Origin of the sequence: Leptothoe kymatousa TAU-MAC 1615 (assembly GCF_018739865.1) — a bacterium.
Lineage (GTDB): Bacteria > Cyanobacteriota > Cyanobacteriia > Phormidesmidales > Phormidesmidaceae > Leptothoe > Leptothoe kymatousa.
Window position 1 is genome coordinate 159073 of sequence record NZ_JADOER010000012.1, and the last position, 14181, is coordinate 173253.

At 50.9% G+C, this 14181-nt stretch carries 9 protein-coding genes; 4 read left to right on the top strand and 5 right to left on the bottom strand.

The genetic code is table 11. From position 1 onward, the window contains the following. Positions 1-81 precede the first annotated feature (81 nt). Complete coding sequence (gene bicA, locus IXB28_RS13985) at positions 82-1785, top strand: bicarbonate transporter BicA (RefSeq protein WP_215619220.1); 1704 nt, start codon at positions 82-84, stop codon at positions 1783-1785. 296 nt (positions 1786-2081) lie between these two features. Here bicA and IXB28_RS13990 read toward each other — a convergent pair whose 3' ends face one another. From IXB28_RS13990 to IXB28_RS14005, 4 genes are all read right to left on the bottom strand, one after another. Beyond that, a complete protein-coding gene (locus tag IXB28_RS13990) occupies positions 2082-2273 on the bottom strand; it encodes a hypothetical protein (protein ID WP_215619221.1) in 192 nt (63 codons plus the stop codon). A 149-nt stretch (positions 2274-2422) separates the two neighbouring features. Continuing rightward, a complete protein-coding gene (locus IXB28_RS13995) occupies positions 2423-3787 on the bottom strand; it encodes a leucyl aminopeptidase family protein (RefSeq protein WP_246559790.1) in 1365 nt (454 codons plus the stop codon). Between the two features lie 99 nt (positions 3788-3886). Continuing rightward, complete coding sequence (locus tag IXB28_RS14000; protein ID WP_215619222.1) at positions 3887-4504, bottom strand: DNA-3-methyladenine glycosylase I; 618 nt, start codon at positions 4502-4504, stop codon at positions 3887-3889. 26 nt (positions 4505-4530) lie between these two features. After that, positions 4531-5670 carry an S-layer homology domain-containing protein gene (locus IXB28_RS14005; protein ID WP_215619223.1) on the bottom strand — a complete coding sequence of 380 codons (1140 nt, stop codon included), beginning with the start codon at positions 5668-5670 and terminating at the stop codon, positions 4531-4533. A 189-nt stretch (positions 5671-5859) separates the two neighbouring features. Here IXB28_RS14005 and IXB28_RS14010 point away from each other — a divergent pair, with 189 nt between their 5' ends. The 3 genes from IXB28_RS14010 (at position 5860) to IXB28_RS14020 (ending at position 12448) form a co-directional block, all read left to right on the top strand. Further along, entirely contained in the window at positions 5860-6579 is a 720-nt protein-coding gene (locus IXB28_RS14010; RefSeq protein WP_215619224.1) for a hypothetical protein, read from the top strand. A 60-nt stretch (positions 6580-6639) separates the two neighbouring features. Then, positions 6640-8694 carry a thioredoxin domain-containing protein gene (locus IXB28_RS14015; protein ID WP_215619225.1) on the top strand — a complete coding sequence of 685 codons (2055 nt, stop codon included), beginning with the start codon at positions 6640-6642 and terminating at the stop codon, positions 8692-8694. A gap of 232 nt (positions 8695-8926) precedes the next feature. Beyond that, the gene (locus tag IXB28_RS14020) at positions 8927-12448 is read left to right on the top strand and encodes a two-partner secretion domain-containing protein (RefSeq protein ID WP_215619226.1); all 3522 of its coding nucleotides are present in this window, start codon (positions 8927-8929) and stop codon (positions 12446-12448) included. A gap of 10 nt (positions 12449-12458) precedes the next feature. Here the strand turns inward: IXB28_RS14020 and nadB are convergent, their stop codons facing one another. Further along, positions 12459-14132: an L-aspartate oxidase gene (nadB, locus tag IXB28_RS14025; protein WP_215619227.1), complete on the bottom strand. Its 1674-nt coding sequence runs from the start codon at positions 14130-14132 to the stop codon at positions 12459-12461. Positions 14133-14181: the final 49 nt, after the last annotated feature.

Here is a 14181-nt window from a genome sequence, read left to right on the forward strand (position 1 = left end):
TCCTTGGCAAATTCCAGGATGTTTCATACGACTGGCAGGCGATTCAGTAGAGCTTAGCTTGACTCAGCAAGGTGCTTCAAAATGCGTATTACAAATAGAATCCATTTCCGAAATTTACGCGGTGACCTATTTGGTGGGGTCACCGCTGCAGTAATCGCCTTACCCATGGCATTGGCCTTTGGTGTCGCGTCTGGTGCAGGTGCGGCCTCAGGTCTATGGGGGGCTGTGCTTGTGGGCTTTTTCGCGGCCCTATTTGGCGGCACCCCCACGCTTATTTCCGAACCCACGGGTCCGATGACGGTGGTTATGACCGCCGTTATCGCTAATTTGACAGCGGCCGATCCTGAAAACGGTATGGCGATGGCGTTTACCGTGGTCATGCTGGCCGGTCTATTCCAAATTCTGTTTGGAGTTTTGCGTCTGGGCAAGTATGTCACCATGATGCCCTACACCGTGATCTCTGGATTTATGTCCGGTATCGGTATCATTCTAGTGATTTTGCAGCTAGCTCCGTTCTTGGGGCAGGCTAGTCCTGCCGGTGGGGTGTTGGGTGCACTGGGGGCCTTGCCAACCTTATTGAGCAACATCCAGCCAGCCGAGACCTTTTTGGCCTTGCTGACGGTCGCCATCATCTGGTTTATGCCTGCTAAAATCAAGCGCTTTGTCCCGCCCCAACTGGTGGCATTGATTGCAGGCACCCTGCTCTCCCTGGTTCTATTTCCTGACATCGACATTCGCCGGATTGGTGAAATTCCCATGGGCTTTCCCCAGATGCAGGTGCCCACGTTTAGCGCCAGTCAGCTGCAGCTAATGTTTGTGAATGCGGCGGTGCTTGGCATGTTGGGATGTATCGATGCCCTGCTGACATCTGTGATTGCCGATAGTTTGACCCGCACCGAGCATAATTCGAATAAGGAATTAATTGGTCAGGGCCTGGGCAATCTGGTGTCTGGTTTATTTGGGGGCATTGCCGGTGCTGGTGCCACCATGGGAACCGTCGTCAATATTCAATCCGGTGGGCGTACGGCCCTTTCTGGTTTGACCCGTGCGTTGATCTTGCTGATGGTCATTCTTGGGGCAGCAAATTTAGCGGCCACTATTCCTCTAGCCGTTCTGGCCGGTATTGCGCTGAAGGTAGGTATCGATATCATCGACTGGGACTTTCTCAAGCGGGCGCATCAAATTTCCCGCAAGGGGGCGTTCATCATGTATGGCGTGATTGCGCTGACCGTATTGGTGGACCTGATTGCGGCTGTGGGCATCGGCGTATTTGTTGCCAATATTTTAACGATCGACCGGCTGAGTCAGCTGCGTTCCGAGTCGGTACGCGCCATTTCAGATGCAGACGATGCGGTGCGTCTCTTGCCGGAAGAGAAGCGATGGTTAGATGAGGGCAATGGTCGTGTGCTGTTATTTCAGCTCAGTGGCCCCATGATTTTTGGTGTGGCTAAGGCCATTGCCCGTGAGCACAATGCCATTGGTGAATGTGATGCCATTGTCTTTGATTTAGGGGATGTGCCCCATCTGGGGGTCACCGCGTCTTTAGCGTTAGAAAGTGCCATTAAAGAAGCGGTTGAGAAAGAGCGTGATGTTTACATTGTGGGTGCCAATGGCCAGACTGAGCGCCGTTTAGAATCGCTCAAAGTGTTTCAGCTTTTGCCTGAAAATCACACGTCCATGGGTCGGGTAGAGGCCCTGCAACACGCTGTTTCGAAGCTATATCCAACTCGATTAGATACGACCATGGTCAATCCTGCTGCGACCACTGAGGTTCTGCCTAGTTGATAGAACGCCATTACCAGAGCCGCTTGACTGCTGGTAATGTAGTTGCGCCGTTGTGAGCCAAGCTGGCGAATGGATTAGAAACGTTGTTGCATTTTCGCGCCTGCTAAAAAGCCGCTTCTGACCAATCTGTCAGAGGCGGCTTTTTAGTTCAACCAGATAGCAATGGTGATTTGGGTCCAGATTGTGTCGATTGCATTCAGCAGCTCAAACCAGCACAATCCGTCTTGTGGAGATGACTTCAGTCCATCTAGATAAAATCTGACAAACTGTTTGCCAGATTTTATTAGCTATATTTTTTAGCTATAGGTAGGAACGCGACGCTGGAACGTTGTCTGACGCTGTGGAGCAGTTTTGGCTAATGTGTCCGTAGCACCAGGGCGCTGGTATACATCGGACTGCTGAGGGGTTTCGCCTACCGCATATGCCTGGGAGCTGATCATCACAGTCGCAAGCCAAGTGCCAATCAATAATGCCAGTACGATGGCCATATCTCTGTCTCCTTTTATCTACTGTCCGAAACGGTCAGTAGAATTCATAAGTGTGGTGTTATGTAAACAAAGGTAACGAAATATGTGGTCGGGCGTCAATTGATTGTGCCGGTAGAATTTGTGGCGTAATCCGTACTTGTGGGGTGATTCTAACTAGCAAATTTTTGCTTGATTAGGTCAAACAATGCCCTCATGCCCATGGCGTCGCCTCCTTCTGGACGACCTGGCAGACTGCGGAGGTTGTAGGCCATCAAATCGACGTGGATCCAGGAGAGGTCTGGCTGGATAAATTCTTGTAGAAATAGGGCGGCGGTAATGGCGCCTCCATAGGAGCCGCTAGCAATGTTATTCATATCGGCTGCGGCACTATCTAACATAGACCGATAGGGTTGGTGCAACGGTAGGTTCCAAAGGGGATCGTCAAGGGCCTGTCCACTAGTTAGCAGCGCGGTTGTGGTTTGGCTGTCATTGCAGAAAAAGGCGGGCACTTCTGTGCCGAGGGCAACTCGCGCTGCTCCTGTGAGCGTGGCGCAATCAATCAGCAGATCAGGTTCTTCGCTGCTGGCTTCCCATAGGGCATCGGCGAGTACGAGCCGACCCTCTGCATCGGTGTTTCCTACTTCAACGGTAGTGCCTTTGCGGGAGGTCAAAATGTCTAGGGGACGTAGGGCATTGCCGGCAATGCTGTTTTCTACGGCAGCGACTAATACCCTGAGGTGGATGGGCAGCTTTAAGCTCATGATCATTTGGGCTAGGCCTAATACCTGGGCAGCCCCGCCCATGTCTTTTTTCATCAGCTTCATGCCCACAGCGGATTTGATGTCTAACCCACCACTATCGAAGCAAACTCCTTTTCCGACTAAGGTGACTTGGGGGGCATTTTCGTTACCCCAGCGTAAGTCGATGAGCCTGGGGGCACGGGTACTGGCCTTGCCGACGGCATAAATCATCGGATAATTTTCGATGACTAAATCCCCTCCAGCGATCACGCTCATTTTGGCTTCATGGGTATCAGCTAGGTTGCGAGCAACTTCTTCTAGCTGTTCGGGACCCATGTTGTTAGATGGGGTGGTGACTAAATCGCGGACTAAATAGGTGGCCTCGGTTGTGGCTTTGACATAGGCTACATCAGCATTTTCGGGGGGGTGTAATTTGGATATTTTGCTTGCTTTGGTGAGTTTGTAGCGATCAAAGCTATAGCTGCCCAGGTGCCAGCCTAAGTAAAGTTTGGTGGCTACTGCGGCGGAAAAATTATCGGCAAGCTGATAGGTGCCAGTAGGCAGTGTTTTGGGGAGATCGGCCAGAGTCCAGGTATCTATTTGCTCGGGCTTGCCGACGAGAACTTTGGAAATGTTGCCTGTGGCATCGGGGACGATGCATAGGGTACCTGCTTTTCCGGCAAAACCGGAGACCTGGCACCAGGTGGTGCTATCGCTGTGTTGCTCTTGTAGCTGGTCTGAACTGACTATGTAAATTGCGATCGCATCTGCCAAGGGAAACCTCCACGCCTTCAAAGACACCTGCATCAAACGAGTGTAGTTTGCCCTAAGGCTGTCAGCAACTGTCTTGCAAATGAGCAGAGTCCTCGATTTACACCTGAAACTCACGCTCCTTTACGGACGCTCTAACAAATTTCGTTGCTTTTCTACTATTGCTCGCATACAACATCCTTCGAGATGATCATTCACCATCCCCATGGATTGCATAAAGGCATAGGCCGTTGTGGGACCCACAAATGACCACCCCCGTTTCTTTAAATCTTTACTGAGTGCAGTAGATTCAGGGGTTTTACTAATTTCAGACAGGGTGGCATAGTCACATTTCGGCGGGCGTTCTTTCGGCTCATATTGCCAAAAGTAGGCCGCTAGAGAACCAAACTCATCCCCCAGGTCGCATGCCCGCTGAGCATTATTGATGGTGGATTCAATTTTGCGTCGATGGCGCACAATATCTGCATTTTGCAGCAACCGCTCCACATCAGCATCGCCATAACGGGCAACTGTCTCAAATTTAAACTGATCAAATGCTGCCCGAAAATTGTCTCGCTTACGAAGAATGGTGAGCCAGCTCAAACCCGACTGAAATCCTTCCAAGCAAATCTTTTCGAACAGCGTTCGATCATCTATAACGGGACGGCCCCACTCATGGTCGTGATAGTCCAAATATTGAGCATCCTTACCGGGCCACCAACATCGAACTTTCTTATCAACGCCCGTAATTAGACCGTCCATATAGTCAGACGCTTACTACTTCTTACCTACGGTTGAACAACGTACTCCCCATCAATGGGGTCAATGCGCCCTTGGGCTACCAACGTTTGATAAATCATCGCCGCAACTTCAGCCCGAGTAGCCGGTTCATTGGGGTTCAACGCACTTAAATCAGGATGATTAACGACCAAACCCGCTTGGGTAGCTGCAGCCACTTTGGGTACAGCCCAATCTTGAATGGTGTCAGCATCGCTATACCGTTTTACTATTTCTCCGGCATCCCCATCGGCAGCGGATTTACTCCCGGTGACCATGGCAGTCAACGCCTGCACCCTAGGCACATTAACATCTGGCTTAAAACTACCGTCCGTAAAGCCATTCATATAGCCTCCCTTCACCGATTCATTGATGAAGTCGATGGCCCAAAAATCAGTCGCTACATCTGAAAACGAAATAGCAGATTCTTCGTCTGAAAGGGGAAAGGCTTTCGTAATTGCCCTGGCAAGTTGAGCCCGAGTGATTGGCTCATCTGGTTTGAAGGTGTCTTCTGCTTCGACACCATCAACAATGATTCCGTCGAATACATCGCGCTCGCTCAGGGCGTCAATGTAGGGTTTTGCCCAATAACCGTCAGGCACATCTTGGAACTTAAGAGCTTCCTGCGTCACCTCCAAGGGGACCGGGGGGGCTACAGGTTCCTCTGGCTCTGGGGCGGCCTCGCGCTCAGCGGCAGGCTGAGCTTCCTGTTGAGGAGGCGTGGGGGCAGTATCTGTACTAATAGTATCTGTATCATCAGGCGTAGTTACCGATTGGCTACGGGTAGTACGCTGTGGCTCCAAGGCTTGCGTAGCTTTCTCTGCCGATTGGCCAATATTTCCCAACGCACTACCAGCACCTGCTGCGCCAACGATTTCAGCCGCACCAAAGCCAATGACATCATCGTCATCGAGCTCAGCATTGGGCAACTCGAGCGGTGCCACATCACCATCTAAGTCACCGACGATGGAAGGCGCTCCGTCTGCATCAAAAAGACCGACATTGCCAAATAGGTTCACGCCTGCACGGGTCAGACCCCAGAACAGAACGCTGCCCAGTGTTAAAAATGCAACAAACATTGCAATTAGCTCGTCGTAGCTAAGGGATCGACGGCGACGGTCGGTACCTGGGTCAGACGGAATTTGAGACACAGTAGACTCCTAATACCTAATCAAGTGTGAACTAGACAATATATTCCCTATATAAAGATAAAGCAGAAAAGAATTGATTTCAGCGTTATTACTTACATTTCTCAATTATTCTTTTTATTAAGCTTTTACTTAAGTAAGTGTTTTTCCTTGGGGTGTTCCTGCTTTGGGACGCAACGTTTTAGTCTACTCATGATTTCTCAATTCCAAAAAACTTGGCCAAAATCGTCTCTGGTAAGGGCGTTTGGTCGTTTAATCCTCTGTTCCTTGCCAGCTATCTCGGTCAGCGGTTGCTTAGCGGCCACTGCCCAGGTGGCGACACTGCGTCCAGTGTCGCTCTTAGTGCCCCATCTCGTTGCCAGGGCCACAGCTGTCGATGCCTTGATTAGTCGTGTCCATGAGCAGTTTGCGTCATTGCATGAGCTGGAAAAGGCCTCGATTTCCATCGGTGGTTTAGGCCCAGTTAAATGGGGGATGACCATTCAAGAGGCTGCTAATGCTGCCCAGGTGAGCTTTGTGGTGACATCCCTGAGCCAATCGCCGTCGTGTCAGTATTATTTGCCAGAAAACTTTGACCCTGAGAAGGCCGTTCGTACCGGTACGATTGACGGTATTGGCTTGATGGTGGTGAACGGTCAGGTCATTCGCATCGATATTTGGCCAGGTAGTCCAGTGAAAACCCCTGGGGATATTGGTATTGGCTCCACCATGGCCGAGGTGCAGGCTGCCTATGACGGCAACATGGAAGTGACCCAGCATCCCTACACTGAGGGCAACTATTTGACGCTGAGCTCCGAGGCCTCGGGAACCAATTTATATAGCTTGGTGTTTGAGACTGACAAATCAGGTAAGGTGACTCAGTTTCGTGCTGGGCAGCTGCCTGCTGTGACCTGGACCGAAGGCTGTTCTTGATGGGTGAACGGCAACTCAACCTTGATAGACTCATAGGGCTGTTCCTGCCTGATGTCGTTAATGGTGAATCGGTTAGCCCAAAGTCAAAGTCTCTATCTACGCAAGCACGCCCATAATCCGATTGATTGGTGGCCATGGTGTGACGAGGCCTTAAAGACTGCCAAGCTTGGCGATAAACCGATTTTTTTGTCAGTCGGTTACTCTAGCTGCCATTGGTGCACGGTAATGGAGGGAGAGGCGTTTTCAGAGCCCGCTATTGCCGAGTATCTCAATGCTAACTTTCTGCCGATCAAGGTTGATCGTGAAGAGCGCCCTGATCTAGACAGTATCTATATGCAAGCGTTGCAAATGCTTGTGGGGCAGGGGGGCTGGCCGCTAAATATATTTTTATCTCCTGAGGATTTGGTGCCGTTCTATGGGGGGACTTATTTTCCGGTGGAGCCTCGTTATGGCCGTCCAGGTTTTTTGCAGCTACTCCAAATTCTGCGAAATCTCTACGATACGGATAAACCTAAGGTTGGTGCGGTTAAGTCTCAAATTTTAGAAACGTTGCAGCAGTCTGTACTACTACCTGCGGACGATAATCTTAGTGCTGAGTTGTTAGGGCGGGGGCTGACCATTAGTGCCAAAATCCTTGCCCCATCTGGCCCTGGTACTCGTTTCCCGATGGTTCCATATGGGTTGAGTGCTTTGCGGTCGATTCGTTTGGTGCCACCAACGGATGACCTGCAGCCTCAGCAGATTTGTCTGCGTCGCGGTTTGGATTTGGTTCTGGGGGGAATCTATGACCATGTGGCAGGGGGCTTCCATCGCTATACGGTGGATCCCACATGGACGGTGCCCCACTTTGAAAAAATGCTCTATGACAATGGTTTGATTGTGGAGTATTTAGCAGACCTCTGGAGCCAAGGGCATCAAGAGCCTGCGTTTGAAAGGGCGATTGATGGCACATTTCAGTGGTTAAAGCGAGAAATGTGGGCAGGCTATTTCTACGCGGCTCAAGATGCCGATAGCTTTGTCACACCGAATGATGCCGAACCGGAAGAGGGCGCTTTTTATGTCTGGACTGAGGTCTCGTTGCGAGAGCTGTTAACAGAGGCGGAATTTGCGGCTCTATCTGCAGACTTTATGATCTCGGCGGCCGGTAATTTTGAAGGCAATATTGTCTTGCAGCGTAAACAAGGTGGGGCATTGCGGGCTTCAACGGAAACTGCTCTGGGTAAGTTATTTGTTATCCGTTATGGCCAAGCGAATGTGGATACGGCTGCCCCGGCCCTTGATGCTACAGCGGCTAAGACAGCGTCATGGCCTGGTCGCATACCGCCCGTGACCGATACCAAAATGATTGTTGCTTGGAATAGTTTGATGATTTCGGGCTTAGCCCTTGCTGCCAAGGTGTTTGGCCGCACCGACTATTTGGAACTGGCGATGGCTGCGGCTCAATTTATTCTTGAGAACCAGTGGGTCAATGGCCGTTTTCATCGACTCAACTACGATGGTAACCCCGCTGTGTTTGCTCAGTCAGAAGACTATGCGTTGTTTATTAAAGCTTTGCTGGATATTCAGCAAGCGAGCTTATCTTTGCGGACACCTGATGTCTCTGTAGATTGGTTGGCCCATGCAACAACAATTCAAGCTGAGTTTGACCAGTGGCTGTGGAGCGATGCCGCTCAGGGCTATTACAACACTGCTAGTGATGTTAGTGACAGTTTGTTAGTGCGCGAACGCAGCTATCAAGATAATGCGACTCCTGCAGCTAATGGCGTTGCGATCGCTAATTTAATCCGATTGTCATTATTGGCTAAAGATTTAGCGTATTTTGATCGCGCTGAGGAGGCATTAAAAGCATTTAGTATCGTAATGGATCAAGCCCCCCGGTCCTGTCCCACATTGTTCCAAGCCTTAGATTGGTATCGACATCAAACCCTAGTGTGCACCACCGTCGAGCATGTATCAACCTTATCTCGACACTATGCACCTACAACTGTTTTTGCCATTGACAATCAACTGTCTGAGGGCGTGCTTGGCCTAGTCTGCCAAGGGCTAACCTGCAAAGACCCAGCCCATAGCTACAACCAAATGGAACAACAAATGTTGGCTAGTCAATGCCCCTAAGGGTATGCCGCTATACTCTCTTTTTATGCAGAGAAGAGTTGATGGGAGAGAAAACTCTTAGACTCTTCACAATCGGTGATTAGCCCATGGCATACACTTGATGATCTAGCTAGGACGGTGCTAATCATCATGGGAAAACTTGATCTATTTCAACATAACGGTTTTATAGCCTAGGGAGACTCTCATGCTATATCGTTTGTTGGGCATAAGTATCTTGTGCTCGTTGGTGCATATGCCAGCACGAGCGCAGGTGATTGAGGACAATACGGTGGGGACGGTGGTGAGTGGCAGTGGCCCACTAATCATTACCGGAGGAACGCAACAACTTACCACCCTATTCCACAGCTTTTCTGAGTTTTCACCCAATGCCAACAATGTCACCTTTGCGTTGGATGGTACCCAAGCCGCAGTTGATACCGTGATCGGGCGAGTTACAGGAAACAACGGCTCCTTTATTGATGGACAGCTGTCCCTGACCGGTGGCAATGCCCCCGATCTGTTCCTACTGAATCCTAACGGTATGGTCTTTGGTCCCGATGCTACCCTGGCATTGCCGGCCTCCTTTGTCGCGACCACTGCTGAGTCTGTTTTGTTTGAGGGTGGTCTGAGGTTCAGTGCCAATACTGCAGTAGCCGCCCCCCTGCTTACCCTCAGCACACCGGTCGGCTTACAGTTTGGGAATACGGCTGCACCCATGCATTTTGAGAACGTGGAGTTTGCCGTGGATGCCGGTCAGGCCATGAGCCTGGTTGGTGGCGCAGTGACGATGGACCGGAGTGGCCTCACTGCACCGGGAGGACGCCTGCAGGTGGCCGGTCTAGCTGCCAATAGCACCTTAAGCCTTGATGCGGATGGGACTTTCCAAAACGATAATGTGGACATTATTGGCGCCAGGGGTTTTCGTAACGTATTGATCGAGGAATCTAGCTTCAATGTTAGTGGTACTACCAATGGCTCCATTAGCCTGATGGGTAACGACACGACATTGAGTAATGTGTCTCTGATTGCCAATGGAGACCTAGGTGCCGCCGGTAGCATTGATGTTAAGGCTGCGGGTGCATTAACCTTAAACAATAATACTGCACTCTCTTCCATCGCCATGGATGAGGGGGATACAGGGACTATCTCCCTCATGGGTGGCACTGTTGAGATCTCAAGTGGGTTTGTTCTCAATGAGACTCGAGGGGCGGGTAATGCCGGTGGCGTTGACATTACAGCCAATACATTTTCGCTGGATAACAATGCAGCTATCAGAGGTGAGAGTGCAAGCCTGGGTAACGCCAGTAATATCATCATTACGGCCGAGGATGTTTCCATCCAAAACGGGGGGATTACCAGCGACGGGTATAGTGACGGCAGAGCCGGTGATATCACTATCAACGCGTCTGCTAGCTTCTATCTTGGCCCTGGAGGATTTATAAGTAGTAGGCCCTATGGCGCAGGTCGAGCAGGCGACCTGACCTTTATGGCTGCAAATATCTTGCTTGATGGGGTGAGCTTTCGTAATGATGCCGTGTCAAGCGGCGATGCTGGCAACATTACAATGACTGCTAGCGATTCGCTGGTCATTTCCCAGTCAGGTTTTTTTAACGGCACCGAGTCAAGCGGCGATGCTGGCAACATTACAATGACCGCTGGTGAATTAACAATTTGGCAATCTAGCTTTGGGAGCAACACCTTTAGCAGCGGCGATGCGGGGGATATCTATTTCACTGCCGATGAACTCACCATTACCCAATCGGGCTTTGGGACTGATACCTTTGCCAGTGGTGATGCTGGCACAATCAATATTGTGGCGGGTAATTTTCTCTTCGAAGAAAGTGGATTTGGTGCGTCCACCAATGGCACTGGTCGAGGTGGTTCGATTCAAATCACTGCAAATAATTTTACGCTCCGCGACGCGGGGTTCGGCTCGGTCCTTGACATCGATGCTCAAGATACCACTGGTGGAGACATTATCATTAATGTCAATGACACCATGTTCATGGAGAGGGCTGGTCTCGGAACAGATATCTCGGGGCAGGGGGTGGCTGGCAATCTTACCGTAAATGCTCACAAGCTAATTATGGTTGAGTCTGGTGTGGGTTCAGATACATTCTCCACCTCTGATTCAGGGATTCTCACCGTTAGGGCTGATAGCATTACGATGACTACGTCTAGTTTGACCAGTTCAGCCCAACAGAATAGCACTGGCAATTCTGGCAGAGTGGATGTCATCGCTAGGAGCATTGTTCTTGACGAGAGTTTGATTCGAACAACGGTCAAAAATACTAATAGCAGTGCCGATGGTGGTCAAATTAATGTTCAAGCCGATACCATTGTGTTGCGAGAGTTAGATGATGAGAATCGTCGTGCATCAATTGAATCTCAAAATTTAGGGAACGGTAGTGCTGGAGATATTAGTATTATCGCCAGGGAAATTGACATGCAGGGGGGACTAATATCCACGGCTAAATTTGGCAGTGGCGGCAGCAGCAATCTCGATATCCTAGTCGATGACCTGACCATTACCAACGGAGGCAGCATCTTTGCCGCCAATGGAACGGGGGCAACAGGCGTTGGTAATAATGTTCATCTTGTTGCTGAGTATATTTCGTTAGATGCAGGCAGTGCCATCACGGTTTCTACGGGGGGAGAAGGCGAGGGTGGCCTTTTGCAGGTGACCGCTAATACTCTAGATGTTTTGGAGGGGGCGCAAATTAGCTCATCTAGCCTCGAAGAAATTGGCTTCACGGCTCAACAAACGTTTGCTTTTGCTGGCGAAGGGGGTAACAGCTTGGATCTGATTACTCCTACGTTGCCGGACGGTGTCCAATATGGCCCTGCTGGGCTTATTATCATTAATGCCAATGATATCAATGTTCAAGGCATAGGTCCTGACGGCAAGGCCAGCCGGATTACGGCTTTTTCTCAAACGAACGGTAATGCTGGCGCTATCGTTCTTGATGCTGGCGCTGTAGAGTTGCGAGATGGTGGTGAAGTAACCGTTAGCGGCATCAACGGTGGCAACGCTGGTAACTTAGCGATCGCAGCAGATTCCATCGTACTTAGTAACAATGCCAGCCTGCGGGCAGAAACGGCTGCTGGGAACCAGGGCAATATTGATATCTATGCAGACCGCTACGTTGTGCTCAATCGTGGTAGCCAAATCACGACTAATGCAACCAACGGAGCGACAGGGGGCAACATTCTTATTACTACCCCGATCTTGCTTGGGTATGACAATAGCGACATTACCGCTAATGCGATCCAGGGCAATGGAGGCAATATAAACATTGCCACCCGAGGATTGCTCGGTCTAGACTTTCGCGATCAGCTCACCATCGAAAGTGACATCACGGCTAGTTCCGAATTTGGCCTTGAGGGAGTTGTGGCAATTCAACCTATTGTGCTGAATCCTGAGGCGGGATTAGCCCCACTCCCAAGCGATGTGGTGGATGCCGCTAATCAAATTGTTGCGGGATGTATGGCAAATACGGCTGCCAACTTTGTCGTCACTGGCCGGGGTGGTCTCTCCATTGATCCGAGGCAATCTGTTGCGGAAGATATTCTGCTCCACTCCTTTGAAGTGAGTTCCATAGGAGCGCCAACCAAGGATACGGCCAGGTTAGCCTTGACTCCAGAACGGCCGTTGTTGCAGGAAGCAACAATATGGGGACGCAATGCTGAAGGGGACGTAACGTTGATGACCCCAGCCCCCGTGGAGGATTCAAAGGGGACTTGTTTGAGTAGTGCCCAGTCATGGGAGAGATAACAACGTTGCTTTATGTGAGTGGATTCGATTTAAATATTGTTGTGCCTTGGATGAGGGTATGTAGTTTCCAGTGGGGAAGTGTTTCTGGATGATCGCTGCGATAGTGCCCCCCCCTGCTTTCATTCCGGAACAGGGCGCTTTTGAGCACAAGTGTTGCGATCGCTAATAAATTGCGTAGTTCGCTCCATTGCCGCATTGTCTGCAGCGGTAAGGTGTCAGGCAGCTGGGAGGGATGACCTGTGGGCAGATTTTCCATGGTCTGGGTAAGGGCCAATGTGTTGAACGTGTCTTGCCATTGTTCCAACTGGGCTAGGGCCTCGTCTAACTGGCTGGCGGTGCGAGAAATGCCTGCACTTTGCCAAACTAATTGACCAATGGCGGTTCGATGCTGGGTTAGCCACTCAAGCTCAGCCGGAATAGCTGCCGTGGTATTGAGCTGGGGCGTTTCCCTCGGCGGTGGTAATGGCACATCGGCTAGCTGGGGAGGTATGAGTGCTGTCAGCTGGGCACCAAAGACCAAGCACTCTAGCAAAGAGTTGCTGGCGAGGCGGTTCGCTCCATGGACGCCGGTACTGGCATTTTCTCCCACTGCATATAACCGAGGAATCGTGGTCTGACTTGTTAAGTCGGTAACAATTCCCCCCATCCAATAATGGGCGGCTGGTGACACCGGAATGGGGGTGTCCAAGATGTTAATGCCTGCCCATTTTTGACACTTGCGAATGATATTGGGAAATCTGCGGCGAATGCGTTCTGGTTCAATTGCCCGAAGATCTAAATAGACCACAGATTCATGGGGATTTTTTTGTAAGTGGCTAAAAATTGCGCGGCTGACCACATCGCGGGGGGCAAGCTCACCGTCCGGATGGTAATCAAACGCAAACCGATGTCCGGTGCTGTCTACTAAATGGGCACCTTCTCCGCGAACGGCTTCGCTGATGAGAAATCGGGGAGCGCCCGCTTTGGTCAGTGCCGTAGGGTGGAACTGCATAAATTCCAGATCCCGGAGGATCGCCCCTGCACGCCATGCCATGGCTACACCGTCGCCGGTACTGGCGGTGGGGTTGGTGGTTTGGGAATAAATTTGGCCACCGCCCCCGGTGGCTAAAACGACGGCGTTCGCTTGTACCCAAATGATCTGGTTTTGATATAGCAGTTGCACACCGTGGCATTCGTTGCCGTGCATCCATAGATCTAGGGCTAATGCTTGGTTAAAAACGTGGATATGGGGACGGTCTAATACTTGACCGGCTAGGGTGCTGACAACGGCTCGCCCGGTCGTATCCGCGGCATGGAGTACTCGTTTGCGGGAATGGGCGGCTTCTAGGGTCATGGCTAGCTGTTCGCCTTTTCGGTCGAAGGCTACGCCCATGGTGGAAAGATTTTCAATACATCGTCCGGCTTCGCGCACCAGCACTTCTACCGCGGCGCGATCGCACAGATCAGCACCGGCATTGAGCGTATCCGCTATGTGGAGTTCGGGGGTGTCATCTGGTGCGATCGCAGCTGCAATTCCTCCCTGGGCCCAGTCACTGGCCGATACAGACAGCGTATCTTTAGTAATCAGCCCAATTTGGAGCGTTGCCGGTAAACATAGCGCTGAGTAAAGCCCGGCTGCGCCGCCACCCACCACTAAAACATCAAACTGTGACGGTAGCTGAGGTAAGGAAGGAGAGGACTGCACCAATAAAAATGCTCCTGAAAGAGGGATTAAACCACTCTATCAAGAGCAA

Coding starts and splice junctions, on each gene's coding strand:
- IXB28_RS14000 (WP_215619222.1), bottom strand. CDS start 4,504: ATGGACGGTCTAATTACGGGCGTTGATAAGAAAGTTCGATGTTGGTGG.
- bicA (WP_215619220.1), top strand. CDS start 82: ATGCGTATTACAAATAGAATCCATTTCCGAAATTTACGCGGTGACCTA.
- IXB28_RS13990 (WP_215619221.1), bottom strand. CDS start 2,273: ATGGCCATCGTACTGGCATTATTGATTGGCACTTGGCTTGCGACTGTG.
- IXB28_RS14020 (WP_215619226.1), top strand. CDS start 8,927: ATGCCAGCACGAGCGCAGGTGATTGAGGACAATACGGTGGGGACGGTG.
- IXB28_RS14010 (WP_215619224.1), top strand. CDS start 5,860: ATGATTTCTCAATTCCAAAAAACTTGGCCAAAATCGTCTCTGGTAAGG.
- IXB28_RS14015 (WP_215619225.1), top strand. CDS start 6,640: ATGGTGAATCGGTTAGCCCAAAGTCAAAGTCTCTATCTACGCAAGCAC.